Below are 21,964 nucleotides of genomic sequence, written 5' to 3'. Positions count from 1 at the left end.
GGTTTTCCCTTGTCCGCCAAGGTATCTCACGGGCTTGCTTTGTCAAGTATATAACTGCCCAAACGCGGCGGCGGGAGTCATTGTATTTTTGTGCTGGGCGGAGCGTGGTCGCGCTTCAGCACCAATTCACATCACATGAAGGGGGCGGCCTCTTGGGCCGGCGCTGGGGCATGGGCGAGAGCATCGCGGAGTTCATGGAACGTCAGCGGCGCAGGGCCGCGCGCCTCGGCCGGGAGGCGGAGGCGGCTGCACATGAAGGCTACCGCAAGGCGATCCGGGCTGGCCAGGATCTGAAGCTGACTTCGCCTGGGGATGTCATGAGGCACGGCGTCAAGCTTCTGCAGGAGTCTGAGAAGCGTGTGATGGAAGCGGCGACGAGCGGCGTGGATAGGGCGAAACGTATGGCCGGCTCGACGTTGAACCGTGTTGGTGAAACGCCGGGGCTCAGGTCAGTCGCCGTCGGCGCCGCCGGTAGCGCAGGCACGTTGGCCGGGGTCGTGAGAGGTGCCGAGCACGCGGCAGAGGGACTCGTCGACGGGGCCGTGTTCATGTGGCGACTACCCAATCCGCTCGATCGTGTGATGAGTCTGCCGGGCCAATCGGCAAGGGAAAAACTCGCGCAGGCGGCGCGGAACGTGGCGGAGTATGCCGGCAGGGCTGTGGCCGATCCGCAGATGGTGGTCGACGACGTCAAGGCGAGGGTCCGCCAGATGCGCATCGACCTGGACCCGAATGCGACGCCAGCCGCGCCGACTTTCGCCGGCGAGCTTCGGCGGACCTTCGACATCGGCCAGAACCAGGGCGAGTTTATCTTCGATGTCGGTTCGCTGGCCATGGGAGGGCCTGTCGCCAAGGCGGTGAAGGGGCTCGGGCGTGCAGAGAACGTCGGGAACGTCGAGAAGTACGTCGCGCAAGGTTTCAGCCCGAGGGCGGCCGCGCATCTGGCGCAGCCCTATCCGACCTCGAACAGGGGCAGCCACTTCATCCCTCGAAGGACGAGGCTGCCAGGCCTGCTGGGGGGCGGACCGATCCCGCGCGAATACATGGACGGGCCGTTCAACAAGCTGATCCCGCCGGGCATCAGCCGCGGTGATTTCTACGAACTTCACTATGGGGTGGACCCCCGGTTCCACGGGACAGGCGTGCTCGGTGAGCGCTGGAGCGGACGGGACTTAGACTTGCCGAGATACGGGTTTGCTGGCCAAATCTGGCATGGCAGCCCGGCGCCGCTGAAGGCCCGTGTCGGCGGCCTCGGCGCCGCAGCGGGAGGCGGGTTCCAGGATCTGGAAGGGGAGGACGAAGGTTGGTGAAGCTGAGGCCTAACGTCTGGTTCAAAGCCGACTTCCCGGACGACACCATCTATGCCGAAGACGGCAACGAAATTCAGTTCGCCGGACAGGCCGTCGCCCGGGCGGTCGCAGAGCTGCTGAGGGCGCGCGGCTATCGCGTCGACGAGCCGGAGAACGAATATGAGAACGGCTGGACGCTCAATGCCTACGGCCAGGGGCAGCGCTTCTGGATGCAGGTCACCTTCATCGACGACTACATCCTTCAGACGAAGGACATGACCCGGCGGCTCTGGCCCAACCAGGCGCCCCTGATCGCGTTTCTCAGGCATCTCGAAAGCAGCCTGAAGAGCGATCCACGCTTCAGCAATCTCCGGTGGTGGGCGAAGGACTGGCCGCCTACGGAAGCCGAGTCGTTCGAAGCTCCCCTGGACTAAGGAGCCGCAAACCGATGTTCGGTGTGGGGCTGCATGGAATGCACATTAGGCGAGGATGACGGGCGTCAGGATTGGGGGCGGAGCTCACGCTGCATCAGCTGCTCCAGGCCGATCTGCCTGTCGCGTGGGAGGACCAGCGGCGGATGCTGGACTTCGAAGCCGCCTGATTCCGCAGTCTTCGTCCTGTTTGTCGCCGCCGGCTGGACCCGATCTCGGCTTAAGCAGGGCCTGTTCCAGCCTGTTATGTCTGACGGCGGAGAACGCTGCCGGCGTGGAAAAGCCGCGCGTGTTCAGAGCGAAGCGACGCACGGCAGGCATTCGCCGATGCGAATTTCGGCGAATAACAGGCTAACAGGGTGAAACCGTGCATGCGGGAGGCCGCGAGAGACCGGGCGCCGAAAGCGCGCGGAATCGGCCCGAGACGTCCCTATTGCGGCCTGGTCTGTTGGCAAGGAAGTCGGGAAGGCCCCGGAATTTCCGCGGCTGGCGGTTCAGCGTCCGAAAGAGCTGAGCTGGTACGCCTGAGTGGCGGTGAGAGAGGGATTCGAACCCTCGATAGGCTTTCACCTATACACGCGTTCCAGGCGTGCGCCTTCAACCACTCGGCCACCTCACCATCCGGGCCCGGAGGGCGCGCCCCCCGGCGGAAGGCGCGCAATATAGCGATGAGCCCCTTTGGGGCAAGCGCCCGTTCGCGGCGGCCGCGCAGGCTCGCCGCGCCCCGTGCAAAGCGGCCGCCAAGCGCCTATCTTTGCAGGCGAACCCCCGCCGGAGCCCACCCCATGTTCTTCGCCAAGAAGACCCTCGATCTGCCCACGCGCGACACCGCCCTGCCGGGCCGCGCCCAGCCGATCCCCACCGCCGAGAGCCACTTCGTCAACGGCCGTCCTCTGAAGGGGCCCTATCCCGAAGGCCTGCAGACCGCGGTCTTCGCCATGGGCTGCTTCTGGGGCGTGGAGCGCAAGTTCTGGCAGGTCCCGGGCGTCTGGGTCACCGCCGTCGGATACGTCGACGGGATCACCCCCAATCCGACGTACGAGGAGGTCTGCTCCGGGCGCACCGGCCACACCGAGGCGGTGCTGGTGGTCTACGACCCGCGCGTGGTCACCTACGAGCAGCTCCTGAAGGTGTTCTGGGAGGGGCATGACCCCACCCAGGGGATGCGCCAGGGCAACGACATCGGCACCCAGTACCGCTCGGGGATCTACGTCGCCGACGAGGTCCAGGCCGCGGCCGCGCAAGCCTCCAAGGCCGCCTACCAGCAGGCCCTGTCCAAGCAGGGCTACGGCGCCATCACCACCGACATCGTCCAAGCTGGGCCCTTCTACTTCGCCGAGGACTACCACCAGCAGTACCTGGCCAAGAATCCGGCCGGCTATTGCGGCGTCGGCGGCACCGGCGTCTCCTGCCCCATCGGGATCGGCGTGGGCGCATGACGCCCGCCGATCTGGAGGCTGCGGCCCTCGCCCTGCCGGGCGCCGAACTCGCCGTCCAATGGGGCGACGACCGGGTCTACAAGCTCGCCGGGCGCATGTTCGCGGCCACCGACGGGACGGGCCGGCGCCTGTCGTTCAAGGCCAGCGACGTGGCCTTCGAGGCCCTGATCGGGTCCGGCCGCGCCGTCCCCGCGCCCTACCTCGCCCGGGCCAAGTGGGTCAGCTTCGCCGACGCCGGCGAGCTCGACGGCGCCGAGGTCGCCGGCTGGCTCGCGTCGGCCCACGGCCTGGTCGCGGCCAAGCTGACCGGAGCCCAGCGCCGCGACCTTGGCCTGCAGCCGTGACGCCCCAGGCGCTGCACGCCCTGGCCATGGCCCTGCCCGGGGCTTCGCATGTGGTCCAGTGGGGCGGCAGCGACGTCTACAAGGTCGGCGGGCGCATCTTCGCCATCCGCGGCCTGGGCGGCGGCGTCTCCTTCAAGGCCAGCGACATCGCCTATGCGGCCATGGTCGAGAGCGGCATGGCCCGGCCCGCGCCATACCTCGCCCGCGCCAAATGGCTGGCGATGGAGGACCTGGACGCCATCGATCCCGAAGACATGAAGGGCTGGCTGGCCAGCGCCCATAGCCTGGTGGCCGCCCGGCTCACCCGGGCCCAGCGGAAGACCCTGGGCCTGGCCTAGGCTCCGGCTCGGGCTCCGGTTGCTCAAGCAGCCGGCGCAGGTCGCCGATCGCCCGCGCCGCCGCCGAGCGCCGCTGACGCCAGAGCAGCAGGCCCACCGCCCCGAGGGTCGCCACCAGGAACGGGACCGCGCCAAAGGTCCAGGCCGCCGCCGCCAGGGCGAAGTAATAGCCCCGCACCCCGGCGTTGAACGAGGACAGCGCCGGGTTGAGCAGCCGCGCGGCGATCTCGCCGAACGCCTGGGCCCGGCCGTTCGCCCCGCCTTCGGGCAGGTCCGGCGCGGCGCCGATCGCCGCCAGGCAGTAGTTCATCTGGCGGATCGACCAGATGAAGTCGAGCAGGCCCCGGGCCAGGGCGATCAGCACCAGGGCGAGCTGCGCCTCGAACAGCAGCCGCGAACTGGTCTTCAGCACCAGGAGGCTGGAGGCGCTGCGGAAGGTGTTCTCGCCGCCGAACAGGGCGCCCGCGGTGGCGGCGATCAGGATCAGGTTGGACGAGGCGAAGAAGGAGGCCGAGTTCAGGGCGTGGCCCAGGAGCTGGCCGTCCATGAACCGGTTCTCCCGCCGGGCCATGTTGCCCATCCAGGCGGCGCGGATCAACGTCATGTCGCGGTTGATCACCCCGCCGCCGCGGGCCGCGGCCTTGAGCAGCGGCTCGTAGCCGAACCAGGCCACGGCGAACACGGCCAGGGCGGCCACGTCCAGCGGAGAGAGGGCGGCGGCGAACCGCGCCAGGTCGCTCATGTGGGCCTCAGTCCTCCAGGATCCGGCTCTCGCGGCGCGAGTCCGGCAGGGCCAGGGAGATCGCCAGGGCCACCGCCATCACCGCCGACACATAGATGTAGAAGCCGCTCTCGAACCCCGCCTGTTTGAAGCGCAGGGCGACGAACTCGGCGGTGCCGCCGAACACGGCGTTGGCGGTGGCGTAGGGCAGGGCCACCCCCAGGGCGCGCACATGGGCCGGGAAGAGCTCGGCCTTGGTCACCGCGCTGACCGAGCTGTAGCCGGTCAGGATGATCAGCAGGCCGGCCACCAGGGCGAAGGCGATCAGGGCGTCGGTGGTTCCCGAGATCGCCGTCATGATCGGATAGGTCAGCAGCATGCCCATGCCGAAGGTGTAGGCCAGGGTCGCCTTGCGTCCCAGGTGATCGGAGATCCAGCCGAACAGGGGCAGGGCGAACATGTACACCACCAGGGCCGCCGCGCTGATCGCCGCCGAGGCGTCCTTGGAGAAGCCGGCGGTGTTGACCAGGAACTTCTGCATGTACGTGGTGTAGGCGTAGAAGGCGAGCGAGCCGCCGGCCGTCAGGCCGAAGATCATCGCCGTCTCCTTCGGGAAGTGCAGGAACAGCATCATCGTCTTGGCCCGCTCGGCGCCGGCGGCCTGGGCGTTGGTGAACGAGGCGCTCTCTTCCAGGCCCGTGCGGATCCAGAACACAACCACCGCCATCACCCCGCCGATCGCGAAGGGGATGCGCCAGCCCCAGGCCTCGAGCTGTTCCACGCTCAGCAGGTTCTGCAGGAGGATCAGCACCATGAGGGCGGTGAGCTGGCCCAGGATCAGGGTGACGAACTGGAAGCTCGACCAGAAGCCCCGCCGCTTGCGGCTGGCCATCTCGGTCATGTAGGTCGCGCTCGCGCCATACTCGCCGCCCACCGAAAGGCCCTGCACCAGGCGCGCGATCAGCAGGCCGGCCGGCGCCAGCGGCCCGATCACCGAGTAGTCCGGCAGGATGGCGATGGCGAAGGAGCCCAGACACATCATGGCCACCGCCGCCGTCAGGGCGGTGCGCCGTCCGGCCCGGTCGGCGTAGAGGCCCATCAGCCAGGCCCCCACAGGCCGGGCCAGGAAGCCGATGGCGAACACCGCCGCAGCCTGCATCAGCTGGGCTGTGCGGTCGCCTTCGGGGAAGAAGTGCTTGGCGAAATAAAGGGCGAAGGAGGAGTAGGCGAACCAGTCGTACCACTCCACCAGATTCCCCGCCGATCCGCCCAGGATCGCCTTCAGCCGGGCGAGCGGCGTCAGACCCGGCGCTACGGCCGCGGCCGGGACCTGGGCGTCCACTCCCGTTTCCGTCGCCGTCATCCGCCCTCGTCCCCCCGCCGGTTGTCGCTGGGGCGGATGCTAGGGCGCTTTCCCCGCCGAACGGAAGGGCCGCCGCGGCGTTTGGCCGGCCGGCGGGACAGCCTGGCCTATATTCGGCCCATGAAGACCAGGATCAGCAGGATCACCAGCACCAGGCCAAGGCCGCCGGACGGATAGTACCCCCAGCCGCGCGAATAGCCCCACGTCGGCAGGGCGCCGATCACGGCCAGGATCAGGATGATGAGCAGAATGGTGCCCAGGGTCATCGCCTTCTCTCCCAAGGTCGCGCCCACCCTGGTGCGGATGAGCAGTGCGGGAGAACGAGCGGCGCCGGACGCAGTTCCGGGCGGCGGCGCCTACTCGGCGGCGTCGGCGGTGTGCATCGCCTGGTCGGCTTCCTTGACGTTCAAGGTGTACATCAGCCCGATGAAGGCCCCCTTGATGCGCGGCAGCAGGGCCAGGGTGAGGCCCGCCAGCGGTATCAGGGTCGCCGGCAGCACGATCAGCGCCGACGCCTCCCAGATCACCGGAAACAGCAGCAGCGGCGCGACGATCACGTGGCCCACGATCAGGATCGTGAAATAGGCCGGGCCGTCGTCGGCCGGGTATTGGCCCAGGTCGTGGTCGCACGTCGGGCAGTGCGGCGAGACCTTCAGGTAGCGCCAGAACAGCGCGCCCTTGCCGCAGGCGGGGCACTGGCCGCGAAGCCCGCGGGCCATGGCGGGGAAAAGCCGACGTTCAGACATGGGCGCCATATGCTCACTTGGCCGGAGGAAGGGTAGGGGCTGCGAGGTCGCAGGCCCGCAGGTGGCGCCGCGGCGCGTGCGCCACCGGACGTGGCTCAGCGCCGGGCGTCTTCCGCCGTACCGGTGACTGCACGACCGGCCGCCTGCATGTCGCGGCCGACACCCTCCACGGTGTTGCAGGCCGAAACGAAGAGGGCCGTGGCCGCAGCGGCCAGGATCAGGACCTTGCGCATGTTCGTCTCCGAAGCTTCGCCGCGCATGTGCGGCCAAGCTGGTGGCGATTTCTAGGCGAGGCGGCCGCCCCGTCAACGGGTCCGTCGCCTATATCGTTTGTTCATATTACAAAAGCGAACCACTCTGATTATCAGCACGCCACGTTCAGTGGCGTGGAGGCGCTCTCGCCGCGGGCGGCGGCGGGCGAGGCCAAGGCCGAAGCCTAGTCCGAACGATCGCCCGCGCCCAGGCCGGCGAGGCGCTCGGCCATCCGGCGGGTGTGGCTGCCGGGCCAGTAGAGCCGCCCGCACGCCGGGCAGGCGCGGAAGGGGCCGGGCCGCTCGCGGGCGGTCCTCGGCATGCGGGCGACCTCCTCGGGCGTCGCGGGCCTCAGCAGGGCGTTGTCCATCACGCAGCGGCTGAACGGCGCGTGCGTCCAGTCGATCGGGACGGCGCGCGCCAGGTCCCAGGCCTCCTCCGCCGGCCCGCGCCCCTCCACCAGCACGGCGTCGGCGCCGGCGCGCGCGGCCAGCTCGCGGTCGCGAGTGACAAGGAGCCTGCCTTCCCTGCGCGCCCGCTCCAGCAGGTCGGCGTCCGGCTCGCCGCCGACGGACAGGGTCGTGTCGAGCCCCGCCGCGCGCAGCAGCCGGGCCAGGCGCGCCAGCATCTCGTCGCACAGGAACCGTGGGGGCGGAGCGGGCATCGGCGCCAGCATAGGCCACCCAACGTCCGCGCGCCGATCCCGTTCGCCCGGCCTCGGCGGCGTCGACACGGGCGCCACGATTTCGTCAGGCCGCAGCGCCAGGCTGCGAACCGCGAGCGGCCTTAAGCGTTCCGCCGCCGCAAGCGAGGCGGCCGATGACCTATGAACTCCACTACTGGCCCGGACTGCAGGGGCGCGGGGAATTCGTGCGCCTGGCCCTGGAAGACGCGGGCGCCGACTATGTCGACGTGGCGCGCGGGCCCGAGGACGCCGGCGGCGGCGAGGCGGCCCTGGTCGAGCGGATGGAGCGTCGCCAGCCGACGCCGCCGTTCGCCCCGCCGTTCCTGGTGGACGGGGACCTGGTGATCGCCCAGACCGCCAACATCCTGCTGCACCTGGGCCCCTGGCTGGCGCTGACGCCGATCGACCACGGCGGCCGGCTGTGGGTGAACCAGATGCAGCTCACCATCGCCGACCTGGTGGCCGAGGCGCACGACACCCACCACCCGATCGACGTCGGCGCCTGGTACGACGAGCAGAAGGAGGCCGCGGCGGCCCGGGCCAAGGCGTTCCGCGAGCAGCGGATCCCCAAGTATCTCGGCTGGTTCGAGACCATCCTGGAGCGCCACGGCGGCCAGTGGCTGGTCCCGAGCCAGATCACCTATGCCGACCTGTCGCTGTTCCAGGCGGTGGAGGGCCTGCGCTACGCCTTCCCGCGGGCCATGGCGCGGCTGGAGGACCGGCTGCCCAAGGTCGGCGCCCTAGCCGCGCGGGTGGCCCAGCGGCCGCGGATCGCCGACTATCTGCTCTCGCCCCGCCGCATTCCGTTCAACGAGGACGGCGTTTTCCGGCGCTATCCGGAGCTGGACGGCTAGTCGGCGTCCATCTTCAGGGCGGCGATGAAGGCTTCCTGCGGGATCTCCACCTTGCCGAACTGGCGCATGCGCTTCTTGCCCTCCTTCTGCTTGTCTAGGAGCTTGCGCTTGCGGGTGGCGTCGCCGCCGTAGCACTTGGCGGTCACGTCCTTGCGCAGGGCGCGGACGGTTTCGCGGGCGATGATCCGCCCGCCGATGGCCGCCTGGATCGGAATCTGGAACATGTGCGGCGGGATCAGGTCCTTCATCCGCTCCACCATCGCCCGGCCGCGCATCTCCGCGCGGCTGCGGTGGACCAGCATGGACAGGGCGTCCACCGGCTCGGCGTTGACCAGGATCGACATCTTCACGAGGTCGCCCTCGCGATAGCCCTCGATGGCGTAGTCGAAGGAGGCGTAGCCCTTGGAGACGCTCTTCAGCCGGTCGTAGAAGTCGAACACCACCTCGTTCAGCGGCAGGTCGTAGACCACCATCGCCCGGGCGCCGACGTAGGAGAGCTCGCGCTGCTCCCCGCGACGGTCCTGGCACAGCTTGATGATCGCGCCGAGGTATTCGTCGGGCGTGAAGATCGTGGCCTTGATCCAGGGCTCGGCGATGCTGTCGATCCGCACCGGGTCGGGCATGTCGGCGGGATTGTGGAGGTCGATCTCCTCGCCGTTGGTCAGCCTGATCTTGTAGACGACGCTGGGGGCGGTGGTGATCAGGTCCAGGTCGAACTCGCGGCTCAGCCGCTCCTGGATGATCTCCAGGTGCAACAGGCCCAGGAACCCGCAGCGGAAGCCGAAGCCGAGCGCCGCGCTGGTCTCCATCTCATAGGTGAACGAGGCGTCGTTCAGGCGCAGGCGGCTGATCGCGGCGCGCAGGTCCTCGAAGTCGGCGGCGTCCACCGGGAACAGGCCGCAGAACACCACCGGCTGCACCTCGCGGAAGCCGGGCAGGGGGGCGTCGGTGGGGCGCTTCTCGTCGGTGATGGTGTCGCCCACAGCCGCGTGCGCCACCTCCTTGATCGAGGCGGTGATGAAGCCGACCTCGCCGGGGCCGAGCTCGCTGACCTCGGTCTGCTTGGGCCGGAACACGCCCAGGCGGTCGACCTGATAGACCGCGCCGGTCTGCATCATGCGCACCCGGTGGCCGACCTTGAGCACGCCGTCGAACACGCGCACCAGCACCACCACCCCAAGGTACTGGTCGTACCAGGCGTCCACCAGCAGGGCCTTAAGCGGCGCGTCGCGCTCGCCCTTGGGCGGGGGCAGGCGCTTGACGATGGCCTCGAGCACGTCGTGGATCCCGAGCCCGGTCTTGGCCGAGCAGAGCACGGCGTCCGAGGCGTCCAGGCCGATCACGTCCTCAATCTGGGCCCGCACCCGCTCGGGCTCGGCGGCCGGCAGGTCCACCTTGTTCAGGACCGGCACGATCTCGTGGTTGTTGTCGATGGCCTGGTAGACGTTGGCCAGGGTCTGGGCCTCCACCCCCTGGCTTGCGTCGACCACCAGGATCGAGCCCTCGCAGGCGGCGAGCGAGCGGCTGACCTCGTAGGCGAAGTCCACGTGCCCGGGGGTGTCCATCAGGTTCAGGACATAGGTCTCGCCGTCGTCGGCCTTGTAGTGCAGGCGCACGGTCTGGGCCTTGATGGTGATCCCGCGCTCGCGCTCGATCTCCATGCTGTCGAGCACCTGCTCGGTCATCTCGCGCTGGGTCAGCGCGCCGGTCTCCTGGATGAGACGGTCGGACAGGGTCGACTTGCCGTGGTCGATGTGGGCCACGATCGAGAAGTTGCGGATGTGCGAGAGCGGCGTCTGCGTCATGGGCGAGCGTCTATCACATTCGCGGATTTGCGCGAGGGCGCCCGCGCGTCACGGCCTCGGGCGCCTCGCCGTGGCATGCTTAACCGGGCGTTAAAGCGGTTCGCCGCAATCAGGGCGCCAAGGGATGGGAGGCTGTTACAAGCTCTCAAGGATCGGAAACGGAATGGATCGCCGCACGCTCATCGCCTCGGGCCTGGCCACTTTCGGCACGGCCGCCTGCGCCACGGCCCAGCCCCAGCTTCAGGGCCCGCCGCCGCCGAACCAGCGGCCCGACTATCCGGCGTCCGGACAGGCCGAGACCTATTCGCGCGACGAGATCGTCAACAACGTCTCCGACTTCCTGGGCGTCACCGCCGAGGCCGCCGGCGGCGTTGTGGAAAAGGTCTTCGCCGACAACGGCCGGCCCACCGCCTACATCGCCGGCGAAGAGGCCGCCGGCGCGATCACCGTGGGCCTGCGCTACGGCCGCGGCCTGCTCTACATGAAGAACCGCCCCCCGCTGGAGGTCTACTGGCAGGGCCCCAGCATCGGCTGGGACCTGGGCGGCAACGCCAGCCGGGTCTTCACCCTCTGCTACAATCTTCAGTATCCGGACGTGATCTTCCAGCGCTTCCCCGGCGTTGAGGGGTCGGCCTACCTGATCGGCGGCCTCGGGGTGAACTATCAGCGGGCCAGCGACATCACCCTGGCGCCCATCCGCGCGGGCGTGGGCCTGCGCCTGGGGGCCAACATCGGCTACCTGGCCTACAGCCGCCGGCGCAACATCTTCCCGTTCTAGGCGCGCCTATTTCACGAGCCGGGCCGCAAGGTCCGGCGCCGCTTAGAGCTCAGGGCCGGATACCATGTAGTGGTCCACCGAGGTGACGCGCTCGCCTAGTCGAGCGTGCCGTAGACCTTGCCTTCCTTGGTGTCGAACACCCCGCGGCCGGGAACGTGGTTGATCTCCAGGCGCACGCCGTCCGGATCCTCGAACAGAACCGAATAGTAGCCGGGGGCGTAGGCGTCCTCCTGCGGGGCGTGGACGATCCGCGCGCCGATGGAGACCAGGAAGGCGTGGGCCTCGTCGATGTCGCCGCGCTCGCGCGCCCGGAAACAGATGTGGTGCAGGCCGACGCGGTTCTGCACGAACCGCTCGCCCGCATGCTCCGGGGCCGGCCGGCGCACGGCGAAGCCGGTGCGCCCGCCCACGCAGTAGTAGGTGTCTGCGGACTCGGCGACTTCCCTCAGGCCCAGGAAGGGCAGCAGCTTCTTGTAGAAGGCCACCGAGGCCTCGAAGTCCCCGGCGGTGATGAAGGTGTGGGCGACGCCGTTGATCTCCATCGGTTCTCCTCCGCTGAACGGCCCTGCCCGGTCATCGCACAGGCGCGCCGCCGCGGAAGTCAAGCCGGCGATCCTGCGCGATCAGTGCTTGTCGGTCTTGCTCGCCAGCCAGTCCATCAGCGCCAGAAGCACGCCGGAGGCGACGAAGGTCAGGTGGATCACCACCAGCCACGTCAGATGCCGGTCCTGTAGATCGTGCCCCTCTGCCAGCTCCATGAACGCCTTCAACAGGGCGATCGCCGAGATCGCCACGATCGAGGCGATCAGCTTCATCTTCAGTCCGGAGAAGTCGACCGTGCCCATCCAGCCGGGGCGGTCCTCGTCGTCGCCGGTGTCGATCTTGGAGACGAAGTTCTCGTAGCCCGAGAAGATCACGATCAGCAGCAGGTTGCCCGCCAGCGACAGGTCGATCAGCGACAGGACCATCAGGATCGCCTCCTCCGGCCCCATGGTCCAGATGTGGCTGAGCTCGCGCCAGGCTTCGTTGGCGAACACGACGACCAGCCCCGCAAGGGCCACGACCAGTCCCAGGTAGAAGGGCGCCATCAGCCAGCGCGAGCGGAACAGGCCGTCCTCCAGCCAGCGCTCCAGCACGGGCTTGGGCTTGTGGGCGGGCGGTTGGGTCATGGAGCCTCCAGGCGACAGTCCGCGAAGCCGGAGCCCACGATCGCGCGAGGGCTCCGGTTCGGACTAGGTAGCGGCGCCGTGGGCGCGCGCAAGGCCCCGCCTGTTCACCCGCGCAGCTTGCCGCCGGTCGCCTTTTCCACGGCCGCCACGATCCGGGCCGACAGGGCTTCGATCTCAGCGTCGGTGAGGGTCTTCTCGCGCGGCTGGACCTCGACCTCGATGGCGATGGACTTCATGCCCTCGTCCACGCCCTTGCCCTGGTAGACGTCGAACACCCGCACATCCGAGATCAGCGCCTTGTCCGCGCCGGACGCCGCACGGGCCAGATCCCCCGCCGGCACGGTCTCGGCGACCACGAAGGCGAAATCGCGCGACAGCGGCATGAGCGAGGAGGCGTTCAGAGCCGGCCGGCCCTTGGTCGCCTTCCGCTTCGGCTCGGGGATCGCGTCCAGGGTGATCTCGAAGGCGAGCACCGGGCCGTCCACGTCCATGGCCTTCAGCACCCGCGGATGGATCTCGCCGAACTCCGCCACCACGGTCTTGGGCCCAAGCTGCAGCCGCGCCGAACGCCCCGGGTGCCACCAGGACGAGGCCGAGCCCTGGGCGATCTGCAGCGCCGGGGCGCCGAGGTCGTCCAACAGGCCCAGGAGATCGGCCTTGAGGGCGAACAGGGGATCGTCGCCCGCCTTGTCCCAGCGCCGCGGCGGATGCGGCGCCAGCACGGCGGCGATAGCCGTCTTCTGGTCGCCCGGTTCGTCGCCCTCGTAGTAGGGCCCCACCTCGAACAGCGCCACGTCCGGGAAGCCGCGGCGGGCGTTGCGGCCGACCGCCTCGATCAGGCCCGGCAGGATCGAGGGGCGCATCGTCGACAGGTCCGCGGCGATCGGGTTGGTCAGCACGAGCTGGGGCGCGCCGCCGCCGAACAGCTCGGCCCACTCGCGGCGGATGAAGCTCCAGGTGATGGTCTCGGAGAAGCCGCGGGCCGCCATGGAGCGGCGTCCGTTGCGCATCCGCGTCTGGCGCACGGTGAGCACGCCGCCGGCCGGTCGGGCGATCTCGGGCAGGGGCTCGGCCGGCAGGGCGCCGTAGCCCTCGATCCGCGCCACCTCCTCGACGAGGTCGGCCTTGCCTTCGACATCGCGGCGCCAGGTGGGCGGGGTCGCCGTCCCGCCCTCGAGCTCGAAGCCCAGCGCCGCGAGGATGGCGTCGATCCGCGCGGGCGGGATCGTCAGGCCGGAGAGCCGCTGGACGTAGGCGCGGTCGAAAGCGATCGGCTGGGGCGCGGCCGGCAGTTCGCCGGCGAACGCGACCTCGGAGGCCTCGCCGCCGCACAGCTCCAGGATCAGGCGCGTGGCCAGCTCCAGGCCCGGAACCACGAAGCCGGGGTCCACGCCGCGGGCGAAACGGTACTGGGCGTCGGAGACGATGCCGGTGGCGCGGCCGGTCTGGGCGGTGCGGATCGGATCGAACCAGGCGCTCTCGACGAAGACGTCGACGGTCTCCTCGCTGGAGCCGGTGGACTCCCCGCCCATCACGCCGCCCAGCCCGACGACGCCGGAGCCGTCGGCGATGACGCACATCTCGGCGGTGACCTCGTAGGTCTTGCCGTCCAGCGCCAGCAGGCTTTCGCCCGGGCGGCCAAGGCGCGCCTCGATGAACCCGCCGGAGAGCTTGGCGGCGTCATAGACGTGCAGGGGCCGGGCGCGGTCGTAGGAGATCAGGTTGGTGACGTCGACCAGGGCGTTGATCGGGCGCAGGCCGATGGAGACCAGCCGCTGCTGCAGCCAGGCCGGCGAGGGCCCGTTCTTCACGCCGCGGATCAGGCGGCCGGCGAAGGCGGGGCAGGCGTCGGAGCCGTCCAGCCGGATCTCCACCGGGCACGGGAAGCCGCCCTTCACCGGCGCGACCGAGAGGTCCTTCAGCGCGCCCACCCCGGCGGCGGCGAGGTCGCGGGCGATGCCGGCGACCCCCAGCCAGTCGGGCCGGTTCGGCGTGACCTCGAAGTCGATCACCGCCTCCAGACCCAGCGCCTCGGCGGCCGACAGGCCGACGGCCAGGTCCTGAGGCAGCTCCATGATGCCGCTGGACTCCTCGGCGACCTCCAGCTCGGACGCCGAACACAGCATGCCGTTGGAGACGACGCCGCGCACGGGCCGAGCCTCCAGCGTCACGTCCAGGCCGGGGACATAGGCGCCGATCGGGGCGTAGATGGTGACCAGGCCGGCCCGCGCATTGGGCGCGCCGCAGACGATCTCCTTGCGGCCGTCGCGGGTGTCCACCTGACAGACCTGCAGCTTGTCGGCGTTGGGGTGCTTCACCGCCTCGACGATGCGGGCGACCGAGAAGGCCGCCAGCTTCTGGGCCGGGTTCTCGACATGCTCGACCTCGAGGCCGGCCATGGTCATGGCCTCGACGATCTGGTCGACCGAGGCGGTGGTGTCCAGGTGCTCGCGCAGCCAGGAAAGCGTGAACTTCATGGCGTGCTCCTCAGCTCAGGCCCGTGGCCGCGTTGGGCATGGCGAAGGGACTGAAGCCGTAGTGCTCGAGCCAGCGCCTGTCCGAGGCGAACATGTCGCGCAGGTCCGGCATGCCGTACTTCAGGGTGCCCAGCCGGTCGATGCCGAAGCCGAAGGCGAAGCCCTGCCAGACGTCTGGGTCCAGGCCGCAGGTGCGCAGGATGTTGGGATGCACCATCCCGCAGCCGACCACCTCCATCCAGTCCTCGCCCTGGCCGATCTTCACCTCGCCGCCCGAGCGGTCGCAGCGCACGTCCAGTTCGGCGGAAGGCTCGGTGAAGGGGAAGTGGTGGGGGCGGAAGCGCGTCTCCACCGCCGGCGTTTCGAAGAACCGGGCGATGAAGGTGTCCACGGTCCACTTCAGGTGGCCCATGTGAATGTTCCGGTCGATCACCAGGCCCTCCATCTGGTGGAACATCGGCGTGTGGGTGGCGTCGGAATCGGAGCGGTATGTGCGGCCCGGCACGATCACCCGGATCGGCGGCTCCTGCCCGTTGGCGATCCACCCGGGCAGCTTGTCGTTGGTCCGCTGCATCACGCGCACCTGCACCGGGCTCGTATGCGTGCGCAAAAGCTTGCGCTCGCCGCGCTCGTTCTCCGGCAGCCAGAAGGTGTCGTGCATCTCCCGCGCCGGGTGTTTGGGCGGGAAGTTGAGCGCGGTGAAGTTGTGGAAGTCGTCCTCGATGTCCGGGCCTTCGGCGAGGGCGAAGCCCATCTCCGCGAAGATGGCGATCATCTCGTCGAGCACCTGCATGGTCGGGTGCACGCCGCCCTTGCGGCGCGGCGGCGCCGGCAGGGTCAGGTCGACGCGTTCGGCGGCGAGGCGGGCGTCGAGCTCGGCCGCCTCCAGGGCGGTTTTCTTCTCGGCGATCAGGGCGGCGACCCTGTCGCGCAGTCCGTTGATGCGCGGCCCCTGTTCGCGGCGCTCGTCGGGGCTCATGGCGCCGAGGGACTTCAGGAGCGCGGAGATGGAGCCGGACTTGCCGAGGGCGGCGACACGCAGGCCTTCGAGCGCCTGGGCGTCGGCGGCCGCCTCGATCTGGGCGGCCAGATCGGCTTCGAGTTGGGAGAGATCGGTCATGGGACGGGTGTCCTAGCGTGCTGTCTTCTGCGCGGGAAGAGGGCAGCAAAAAGCCCTCCGGCGGCGGCGCCGGAGGGCTCTGATTGCTTCAGGATCCGCAAGGAATCCCCAGGCCTCAGGCCAGCGCGGCGCGAACCTTGTCGGCGATGGCCTTGAAAGCGGCCGGGTCATTGCCCGCGATGTCGGACAGGACCTTGCGGTCCATCTCGATCCCGGCCTTCTCAAGGCCGAAGATAAATCGGGAATAGGTGAAGCCTTCGATGCGGGCCGCGGCGTTGATCCGCTGGATCCACAGCGAGCGGAAGTTGCGCTTGCGCACCTTGCGGTCGCGGTAGGCGTACTGTCCGGCCTTGTCCACCGCGGCCTTGGCGGCGCGGATGGTGTTCTTGCGGCGGCCGTAGAAGCCCTTGGCCTGCTCCAGAACCTTCTTGTGCTTGGCGTGGGCGACGACGCCCCGTTTGACGCGAGCCATGTCTCAGCGCTCCTCTAAGATCACAGGCCGTAGGGCAGGAAGGTGCGGATGATCTTGGCGTCGGCCTCGGTCATCACCTTGGTGCCGCGGTTCTGGCGGATGTACTTGGCGTTGTGGCTGATCAGCCGGTGCCGCTTGCCCGCCACGCCGGCCTTGAGCTTGCCGGTCGCGGTGATCTTGAAGCGCTTCTTGGCGCCGCTCTTGGTCTTCAGTTTCGGCATTTCTCTGCGGAGCCGAAGCCCCGTCCTCTGGCGTATTGACGAGCCGCCCTGGCATGCCAATGGCCAGGCGGCTCCAAAGAGCGGGGCTGATACGCGAAAGACCGGCCAAAGGCAAGGCCTGCGCCCCGGCGGCGCCTCAGATCGCGGTCTTCACCCGCCTGCCCACCTGTAGCGCCAGCCACGTGGCCGGGATGATCAGCAGAGCCGTCAGGCCGAACGGCGCCCCCGGCGAGACCGCCGAGAAGATCTGGCCCGCATAGATGGGACCGCCGATCCTGGCCAGGGCGTTGCAGCTCATGTTGATCCCAAGCATCTCGCCTTGCCGGTCCGGCGAGGTGGCCTTGGAGATCAGCGCCGACAGGTTCGGAAAGCACACCGACTGGCCGAAGCACACGGCGGCGAATCCGACCATCGCCATCACCCAATTGAGCGACAAGCCCTGCACCAGCATCCCGACCCACATGAAGCCGAGGCCGGTGGTCAGGACGCGCACTTCGCCCCAGCGGCGCACCAGCTGGCCGTTGACCACGCCCTGGCACACGGCGCCCAGGATCCCGATGCCCATGAAGGCGAAGCCGATCTGCCTGGGGCCCCAGCCGAAGCGGTGCTCGGTCCAAAGCCCGTAGGTCGCCTCGATGCCGGCGAACCCGGAGACCACCACGAAACTGATGATCAGGATGCGGCTCAGCACCGGATGGGCGAAGGCCTCCTTCAGCGCCGACAGGCGCGAGGTCTTCGGCGCATGCCGGTTGGGCGTGCGCGCCTCGCGCACGAAGGCCGCCACCGCCGCGGCCGAGGCCAGGCCGAAGCCGGCCGCCGCGAACAGCGGCACGTGGAATCCCGCCGGGCCGAGCTGCGGCTGGGCCAGAAGCCCGCCGATCGCCGGTCCGGTCATAAAGCCCAGGCTGAACGCCGAGCCCATCAGGCCCATCTTCGCCGCCCGCTCATGTGGCGGCGTCATGTCGGCCAGCGCGCCCTGGAGGGTGGAGATGTTCCCCGACAGGAATCCGCCGACGAAGCGGGCGACCATGGCCAGGCCGATGTTGGGGGAAAAGGCCAACGCCACATAGCTCAGCGAAGCTCCGGCGATGGTCAGCGTCAGCACCGGACGGCGGCCGATCCGGTCCGACAGCCGTCCCCAGAACGGCTCGCCCAGGAACTGCCCGAAGGAGAAGGCCGAGAACAACAGGGTGATCTGCCAGGCGTCCGCCCCGAAGGCGTGGCCGAAGAAGGGCAGCAACGGGATCACCACGCCGAAGCCGGCGATGTTGAGGAAGATCACCCCGAGCAACGTGACGAGTGCGCGGAGGTCGGTCTTGTCCGCGCTCTGGCCCATGGCTAGGTCGCTCGGTCCGTCAGAAAGGTTCGCGCCCGCCGGCTCGCAGCGATCGCCAGGAAGATGGCTGGAGCCGTCACCATGGCCGCAAGGAAGAACGGCCCGTCAATGGTGATTCCGGAGAAGGTCAGGCCGGCGCAGAAGGGCCCGATCACCCGGGCCAGGGCGCCGGTGGCGTTGTTCAGCCCCAGGATCTGACCCTGGCGGTGCGGATCGGCCGTGCGCGAGATCAGGGCGCCGACGTTGGGGAAGGCCACCGACTGGCCGATGGCGGTCAGGCACATCAGGGCGATGGTCATCACCGAGCCGGTGGAGAACGGCTGGGCCGCCGCGCAGACCATAGTCAGGCTCATGCCAACGGCCAGCATCGGCCCTTCGCCGTAGCGCTCGGACAGCCGGCCGGTGACGAACATCTGGGTGATGGCCGCGCAGACCCCGACGAAGGCGAAGCACACCCCCACCTCCCGCGGGCCCCATCCGAACTTGGCCTGCGACCACAGGCCGAACACCGATTCGATGCCGGTGAAGGCGAAGCCGATCAGGAAGGTCAGCAGCATCAGCCGGCCGATCACCGGGTGGCGCACCGCCTCGCCCGTGGCCGCCCAGCGGCTGGGCCGATGGGTGATGGTCTCGTCGCGTATGCGGCTTTCGCGGATGAAGATGGCGATGCAGCTCGCCGAAGCCAGCGCCAGGCCCGAGGCGATGAACAGCGGGATGCGGAAGCCGATCGGCCCGGCGTCCGGATGGGCGAAGAGCCCGCCGAGCGAGGGGCCGACGATCAGGCCGATGTTCCAGGCCGCGCCCATGTAGGCCATGCGCCCGGCGCGCTTCTCCGGCGGGGTCACGTCGGCGATGTAGCCCTGCACGACGGCGCCGTTGCCGCTGGCCAGGCCGCCGACCAGGCGGATCAGGAACGCCAGATAGACGTTGGGGGCGAAGGCCAGGGCCAGATAGCACAGGCAGTTGCCGCAGATGGTCGAGATCAGGAGGGGCTTGCGCCCGTACTTGTCCGACAGCCGGCCCCAGAACGGCTCGCCGAAGAAGGCGCCGATCGAGTAGGCGGAGAAGATCAGCGCGATCTGCCAGGCCGGCGCGTCGAACGACTTGGCGTAGAAGGGCAGCAGCGGCACGACGATGCCGAAGCCCAGCATGTTGATGAAGATGACGGCGATGAGCGAGGCCGCCGCCAGGGGGGACGACGTCGTCGCCCTCTGCGGGGCGTTATCGGACATGTGAACGCCAGTAATCTGCGCCGCAGTATGGAGCAAGCGCACTCCGCGGAGGGCGCGGCCGCAAATGAAAACGGCCGCCCGAGGGCGGCCGCTGACGTGGTCGGACGAGCCGGTCCTAGCGCGGGGCCAGGATCATGATCATCTGCCGGCCTTCCATGCGCGGCTCGTATTCGACCTTGGCCACCGGCTCGAAATCGGCCTTCACCTGCTGCAGCAGCTTCATGCCCAGTTCCGGGTGGGCGAGCTCCCGGCCGCGGAAGCGCAGGGTGACCTTGACCTTGTCGCCTTCCTCGAAGAAGCGGTGCATCGACTTGGCTTTGACGTCGTAGTCGTGCTTGTCGATATTCGGGCGGAGCTTGATCTCCTTGATCTCCACCACCTTCTGCCGCTTGCGCGCCTCGTTTTTCTTCTTCTGCTCCTGGAACTTGAACTTGCCGTAGTCCAGGATCTTGCAAACGGGCGGATCCGCGTTCGGGACGATCTCGACCAGATCAAGTCCAACTTCCTCGGCGGCCTCGAGGGCGGCGGAGGTGGGCATCACGCCCTGTTTCTCACCGTTCTGGTCGATGAGCAGAACGCGAGGTACGCGGATCTCTTCGTTGATGCGCGGCCCGTCCTTGACGGGAGGCGCCTGCATGGGGCGGCGAATAGGCTGTGCTCCGTGAGCTGTTCAAAACGACAAAACGCCCGGGCGCAGGGCGCGCTCCGGCCGTCATAGACCATATATGACCAACGTGGGCGCCCCGATCAAGCGCCCACGGGCGCTGGGGCCAAGGCCGAAGCGGCCTGAAGCACCTGCGCCACAGGCAGATCGGCAAGATCGGCCGAGCGCAGCACGGCCACGTGGCCCCGCGGGGCGGAGAGGTCCGGATCGGAGGCGGCGCTGAACAGCACGATCGTCGGCGCCCCGGCCGCGGCGGCCAGGTGCAGCGGGCCGGTGTCGTTGCCGACCACCAGAGCCGCACGGGCGCCGAGGCCGGCGATGCGGGGCAGGTCGGTCTGGCCGGTCAGGTCGCGGGCCTGGGGCGCGAGGCGCTGGATGGCGCGGGCCAGCGGCGTCTCCTGCGCCCCGCCGATCACCAGCACGTCGAAGCCCCGCTCGATCATGGCGCGGGCGAACTCGGCGTAGCGCTCCACCGGCCAGCGCTTTTCCGGCCGGTGCGACGAGCCGCCGGGGATCAGCAGCACCTGCGGCCGCGTCCCATCGAGGTCGGCGCGGGTCCTGGCCAGGATCCAGGAAAGGTCCGGCGGCGGGGCGGCCCCGGGCGCCGTCGGGGCGTCGGGCCATATGCCCGCGTCCTTCAACTGGTCGGCTTGGCGCTCCAGGGTGTGCATGAAGTCGCGGCGCGGATTGCGGTGCGGATGCGAACAGCCGAAGGCGATCCCCGACCACTGGGGCGGAAACGGCCACAGGCCGTAGAACAGCGAACTCGACCGCGAGGAGGTCTGCAGGTCGTAGACGCGGTCGTAGCGCCCCCGGCGCAGGCGGCCGACGAGGGCCAGCCATTCGGCGAAGCGTTCGGGGCGCCCGTCGGTCTCGACCTCGTCGACATAGGGGCTCAGCCGGGCCAGAGCCTCGAAGGGCGGGGTGGTGAGCAGGTCGATGCGGGCGTCCGGATGGGCGTCGCGGATCTTCTTCATCGCCGCCAGCGCCAGCACCACGTCGCCCAGCGCCGAGAGCTTGATCACCAGCACGCGCTTGATCTGGCGCGGCATTTCAGGCCCGCGCGTCCAGCACGCGCTCGTAGGCGGCCAGGGTCGCCGCGCACATGGCGTCGGCCGAATAGAGCTGGCGCGCCCGGTTGGCCGCGACCGCGCCCATGCTGGCCAGGGCGCCTGGGCCGGCGTCCAGCGCCCGGGCGATGGCGCGGCTCCAGGCCTCCACGTCGTCGGCCGGGACCAGCCAGCCGGTCTTGCCCTCGACGATCGTCTCGGTGGTCCCCCCGTGGGCCGAGGCGATCACCGGCCGGCCCATCACCTGGGGCTCGACCGCGGCGCGGCCGAAGCTTTCCGGCACGGTGGTGGGCAGGATCGCCAGGTTGCAGAGCAGGCAGGCGGCGGGAATGTCGTCGCAATGGCCCACCAGCTTGATCTGGTTCTCCAGGCCCGCATCGCGGATCGCCTGCTCCACCTCTTCGCGATAGCCTGTGCGGCCCTGGTCGTCGCCGGCGAAGACGATCAGGAAGTTGTCCCGGCCCTCGGCCTTCAGGCGCTTGGCCGCGGCGACGATGGTCAGGTGGCCCTTGATGCGGGTCAGGCGGCCGGCCAGCAGGATCTTGATGCGGCGGTCGTCCTCGGCGACGCCCCAGGCCTTGCGCAGGGCCGCCACCCGGCTCGGCGTGACCCAGTTGGGATTGAACCGGTCGAGGTCGACGCCGCGGGGGATCGTCACGATCTTCTCGGGCGCCACCCCATGTTCGGCCAGCACGTGGTCGCGGGTGTAGTCGGAGTTGGCGATCACGAGATCGCCGCGGGTCATCACGGCGTTGTACCAGCGCTTAAGCCGGCTCCTGGCGCCGTAGACGCCGTGGTAGGTCGCGACGAACGGCGTGTTCGTGCTCTGCGCGGCCCACAGGGCCGAGAACGCGGGGGCGCGGGAGCGGGCGTGGACGATGCTCACCTTCTCGCGCCGGATAAGGTCGACCAGCCGCGCGGCGTTGCCCAGCATCACCAAGGGGTTCTTGGACTGGACCGGCATCTGGGCCAGGCGTCCGCCGTCGGCTTCCAGGCGCGCGGCCATGCGCCCGCCCCGGGTGGCGACCAGGGCCTTGCCGCCGGCGGCGACCACGGCCTGGGCCACGTCGATGGTGGACTGCTCGGCCCCGCCGGTTTCCAGCTCCGGCACCACCTGCAGCAAGGTGAAGTCTGGGGGTAGGGTCACGGGCCTCTCAA

25 protein-coding genes and 1 tRNA gene are annotated in these 21,964 nt (G+C 69.3%); 7 read left to right on the top strand and 19 right to left on the bottom strand.

The genetic code is table 11. The annotated features are described in order from the left end of the window. Positions 1-170 precede the first annotated feature (170 nt). Both ACK4YQ_RS00350 and ACK4YQ_RS00345 read left to right on the top strand, forming a co-directional pair. On the top strand, positions 171-1,310 hold the full coding sequence (locus ACK4YQ_RS00350; protein WP_409607114.1) for a hypothetical protein: 1,140 nt from the start codon (positions 171-173) through the stop codon (positions 1,308-1,310). After that, a complete protein-coding gene (locus ACK4YQ_RS00345) occupies positions 1,307-1,723 on the top strand; it encodes a hypothetical protein (protein ID WP_409607112.1) in 417 nt (138 codons plus the stop codon). Before ACK4YQ_RS00350 ends, ACK4YQ_RS00345 begins: the two co-directional genes overlap by 4 nt. 526 nt (positions 1,724-2,249) lie before the next feature. Here the strand turns inward: ACK4YQ_RS00345 and ACK4YQ_RS00340 are convergent. Next, a tRNA-Ser gene (locus tag ACK4YQ_RS00340) sits at positions 2,250-2,339 on the bottom strand. A 166-nt stretch (positions 2,340-2,505) separates the two neighbouring features. Here ACK4YQ_RS00340 and msrA point away from each other — a divergent pair. Genes msrA through ACK4YQ_RS00325 form a run of 3 tightly spaced genes read left to right on the top strand, consistent with a single transcriptional unit; the run spans position 2,506 to position 3,841 of the window. After that, on the top strand, positions 2,506-3,159 hold the full coding sequence (msrA, locus tag ACK4YQ_RS00335) for a peptide-methionine (S)-S-oxide reductase MsrA (protein WP_409607110.1): 654 nt from the start codon (positions 2,506-2,508) through the stop codon (positions 3,157-3,159). Continuing rightward, positions 3,156-3,503 carry an MmcQ/YjbR family DNA-binding protein gene (locus tag ACK4YQ_RS00330; protein WP_409607108.1) on the top strand — a complete coding sequence of 116 codons (348 nt, stop codon included), beginning with the start codon at positions 3,156-3,158 and terminating at the stop codon, positions 3,501-3,503. The genes msrA and ACK4YQ_RS00330 overlap by 4 nt, the downstream gene beginning before the upstream one ends. Continuing rightward, entirely contained in the window at positions 3,500-3,841 is a 342-nt protein-coding gene (locus ACK4YQ_RS00325; protein WP_409607106.1) for an MmcQ/YjbR family DNA-binding protein, read from the top strand. Before ACK4YQ_RS00330 ends, ACK4YQ_RS00325 begins: the two co-directional genes overlap by 4 nt. Here ACK4YQ_RS00325 and ACK4YQ_RS00320 read toward each other — a convergent pair. From ACK4YQ_RS00320 to ACK4YQ_RS00295, 6 genes are all read right to left on the bottom strand, one after another. Next, on the bottom strand, positions 3,804-4,583 hold the full coding sequence (locus tag ACK4YQ_RS00320) for a DUF599 domain-containing protein (RefSeq protein WP_409607104.1): 780 nt from the start codon (positions 4,581-4,583) through the stop codon (positions 3,804-3,806). The two genes, ACK4YQ_RS00325 and ACK4YQ_RS00320, sit on opposite strands and share 38 nt — an antisense overlap. A gap of 7 nt (positions 4,584-4,590) precedes the next feature. Continuing rightward, a complete protein-coding gene (locus ACK4YQ_RS00315) occupies positions 4,591-5,925 on the bottom strand; it encodes an MFS transporter (protein ID WP_409607102.1) in 1,335 nt (444 codons plus the stop codon). Between the two features lie 107 nt (positions 5,926-6,032). Beyond that, positions 6,033-6,191 carry a DUF3309 family protein gene (locus ACK4YQ_RS00310; protein WP_409607100.1) on the bottom strand — a complete coding sequence of 53 codons (159 nt, stop codon included), beginning with the start codon at positions 6,189-6,191 and terminating at the stop codon, positions 6,033-6,035. 90 nt (positions 6,192-6,281) lie between these two features. Then, complete coding sequence (locus ACK4YQ_RS00305) at positions 6,282-6,671, bottom strand: DUF983 domain-containing protein (protein ID WP_409607098.1); 390 nt, start codon at positions 6,669-6,671, stop codon at positions 6,282-6,284. A 95-nt stretch (positions 6,672-6,766) separates the two neighbouring features. After that, the gene (locus tag ACK4YQ_RS00300) at positions 6,767-6,904 is read right to left on the bottom strand and encodes an entericidin A/B family lipoprotein (RefSeq protein WP_409607096.1); all 138 of its coding nucleotides are present in this window, start codon (positions 6,902-6,904) and stop codon (positions 6,767-6,769) included. 203 nt (positions 6,905-7,107) lie between these two features. Further along, the gene (locus ACK4YQ_RS00295; protein WP_409607094.1) at positions 7,108-7,587 is read right to left on the bottom strand and encodes a Mut7-C RNAse domain-containing protein; all 480 of its coding nucleotides are present in this window, start codon (positions 7,585-7,587) and stop codon (positions 7,108-7,110) included. Between the two features lie 155 nt (positions 7,588-7,742). Here ACK4YQ_RS00295 and ACK4YQ_RS00290 point away from each other — a divergent pair, with 155 nt between their 5' ends. After that, positions 7,743-8,462: a glutathione S-transferase gene (locus ACK4YQ_RS00290; protein WP_409607092.1), complete on the top strand. Its 720-nt coding sequence runs from the start codon at positions 7,743-7,745 to the stop codon at positions 8,460-8,462. Here ACK4YQ_RS00290 and lepA read toward each other — a convergent pair. Continuing rightward, on the bottom strand, positions 8,459-10,267 hold the full coding sequence (gene lepA, locus ACK4YQ_RS00285) for a translation elongation factor 4 (RefSeq protein ID WP_409607090.1): 1,809 nt from the start codon (positions 10,265-10,267) through the stop codon (positions 8,459-8,461). The genes ACK4YQ_RS00290 and lepA overlap by 4 nt on opposite strands. Before the next feature lie 163 nt (positions 10,268-10,430). Between lepA and ACK4YQ_RS00280 the strand changes: the two genes are divergently transcribed. Then, entirely contained in the window at positions 10,431-11,045 is a 615-nt protein-coding gene (locus tag ACK4YQ_RS00280) for a DUF1134 domain-containing protein (protein ID WP_409607088.1), read from the top strand. A gap of 95 nt (positions 11,046-11,140) precedes the next feature. Here ACK4YQ_RS00280 and ACK4YQ_RS00275 read toward each other — a convergent pair whose 3' ends face one another. The 11 genes from ACK4YQ_RS00275 to ACK4YQ_RS00225 all read right to left on the bottom strand — a co-directional run bounded on the left by ACK4YQ_RS00275 (position 11,141) and on the right by ACK4YQ_RS00225 (position 21,953). Continuing rightward, complete coding sequence (locus ACK4YQ_RS00275; RefSeq protein ID WP_409607086.1) at positions 11,141-11,587, bottom strand: VOC family protein; 447 nt, start codon at positions 11,585-11,587, stop codon at positions 11,141-11,143. An 81-nt stretch (positions 11,588-11,668) separates the two neighbouring features. Beyond that, positions 11,669-12,214 carry a TIGR00645 family protein gene (locus ACK4YQ_RS00270; RefSeq protein WP_409607084.1) on the bottom strand — a complete coding sequence of 182 codons (546 nt, stop codon included), beginning with the start codon at positions 12,212-12,214 and terminating at the stop codon, positions 11,669-11,671. A 104-nt stretch (positions 12,215-12,318) separates the two neighbouring features. Continuing rightward, positions 12,319-14,691 carry a phenylalanine--tRNA ligase subunit beta gene (pheT, locus tag ACK4YQ_RS00265; protein ID WP_409607082.1) on the bottom strand — a complete coding sequence of 791 codons (2,373 nt, stop codon included), beginning with the start codon at positions 14,689-14,691 and terminating at the stop codon, positions 12,319-12,321. A 10-nt stretch (positions 14,692-14,701) separates the two neighbouring features. After that, on the bottom strand, positions 14,702-15,811 hold the full coding sequence (pheS, locus tag ACK4YQ_RS00260) for a phenylalanine--tRNA ligase subunit alpha (protein WP_409607080.1): 1,110 nt from the start codon (positions 15,809-15,811) through the stop codon (positions 14,702-14,704). A gap of 115 nt (positions 15,812-15,926) precedes the next feature. Then, entirely contained in the window at positions 15,927-16,283 is a 357-nt protein-coding gene (rplT, locus tag ACK4YQ_RS00255; RefSeq protein ID WP_409607078.1) for a 50S ribosomal protein L20, read from the bottom strand. A gap of 20 nt (positions 16,284-16,303) precedes the next feature. Continuing rightward, positions 16,304-16,504, bottom strand: coding sequence for a 50S ribosomal protein L35 (rpmI, locus tag ACK4YQ_RS00250; RefSeq protein ID WP_409607076.1), 201 nt, complete (start codon positions 16,502-16,504; stop codon positions 16,304-16,306). A 136-nt stretch (positions 16,505-16,640) separates the two neighbouring features. Further along, positions 16,641-17,840: an MFS transporter gene (locus ACK4YQ_RS00245; protein ID WP_409607074.1), complete on the bottom strand. Its 1,200-nt coding sequence runs from the start codon at positions 17,838-17,840 to the stop codon at positions 16,641-16,643. Between the two features lie 2 nt (positions 17,841-17,842). After that, complete coding sequence (locus tag ACK4YQ_RS00240; RefSeq protein ID WP_409607071.1) at positions 17,843-19,114, bottom strand: MFS transporter; 1,272 nt, start codon at positions 19,112-19,114, stop codon at positions 17,843-17,845. Positions 19,115-19,187: 73 nt separating this feature from the next. Continuing rightward, on the bottom strand, positions 19,188-19,709 hold the full coding sequence (infC, locus tag ACK4YQ_RS00235; RefSeq protein ID WP_409607069.1) for a translation initiation factor IF-3: 522 nt from the start codon (positions 19,707-19,709) through the stop codon (positions 19,188-19,190). Positions 19,710-19,819: 110 nt separating this feature from the next. After that, positions 19,820-20,788: a glycosyltransferase family 9 protein gene (locus tag ACK4YQ_RS00230; RefSeq protein WP_409607067.1), complete on the bottom strand. Its 969-nt coding sequence runs from the start codon at positions 20,786-20,788 to the stop codon at positions 19,820-19,822. A 1-nt stretch (position 20,789) separates the two neighbouring features. Next, positions 20,790-21,953, bottom strand: coding sequence for a glycosyltransferase family 4 protein (locus tag ACK4YQ_RS00225; protein ID WP_409607065.1), 1,164 nt, complete (start codon positions 21,951-21,953; stop codon positions 20,790-20,792). Positions 21,954-21,964: the final 11 nt, after the last annotated feature.

This window comes from Phenylobacterium sp. (assembly GCF_046291545.1).
Classification (GTDB): Bacteria; Pseudomonadota; Alphaproteobacteria; order Caulobacterales; family Caulobacteraceae; genus Phenylobacterium.
The sequence above is the reverse complement of the archived record's forward strand: the minus strand, read 5'-3'. Positions and strand labels throughout refer to the sequence as shown.